Below are 592 nucleotides of genomic sequence, written 5' to 3' on the forward strand. Positions count from 1 at the left end.
CTGCCCGTCGAAGCCGTTGACGCCGACGACGAACGGCAGCCGCGCCTCCTCGAAGTAGTCCACCGCGGGAAAACTGTCGGCCAACCGCCGGGTGTCGACCAGCACCACCGCACCGATCGCCCCCCGCACCAGGTCATCCCACATGAACCAGAACCGATGCTGACCCGGCGTACCGAACAGATAAAGAATCAGATCCCGGTCCAGCGACACCCGCCCGAAATCCATCGCCACCGTCGTGGTCGTCTTGTGCGGCACCAGCCCCACATCATCCACACCCGCCGACGCGTCGGTCATCACCGCCTCCGTCGTCAACGGCACGATCTCCGACACCGCCCCCACGAAAGTCGTCTTGCCCACACCGAAACCCCCCGCGACCACGATCTTCGTCGAGGTCAGCCCCCGGCTAGAGCCTGCGAAGTCCACTGAGCACCCTTTCCAGCAAGTTCAGATCCGGCTTACCCGCCTCCAACTGCGGCTGATGCACATGCACCAACCCCTCCGCCGCCATGTCCGCGATCACCACACGAACCACACCCAGCGGAATCCGCAGCAACGCCGACACCTCCGCCACCGACCGCACCTGACGGCACAG

At 65.4% G+C, this 592-nt stretch carries 2 protein-coding genes; both read right to left on the reverse strand.

Annotated elements, in window-relative coordinates:
- Positions 1 to 396, reverse strand: a 396-nt coding sequence (locus HHX33_RS34740) for a GTP-binding protein (protein WP_182878263.1), incomplete at its 3' end; no start/stop codon positions are given.
- Between the two features lie 7 nt (positions 397 to 403).
- Positions 404 to 592, reverse strand: a 189-nt coding sequence (locus HHX33_RS34745; protein ID WP_138463408.1) for a DUF742 domain-containing protein, incomplete at its 5' end; no start/stop codon positions are given.

The sequence above is a fragment of the Microbispora sp. H10670 genome (assembly GCF_014161385.1).
Classification (GTDB): domain Bacteria; phylum Actinomycetota; class Actinomycetes; order Streptosporangiales; family Streptosporangiaceae; genus Microbispora; species Microbispora triticiradicis.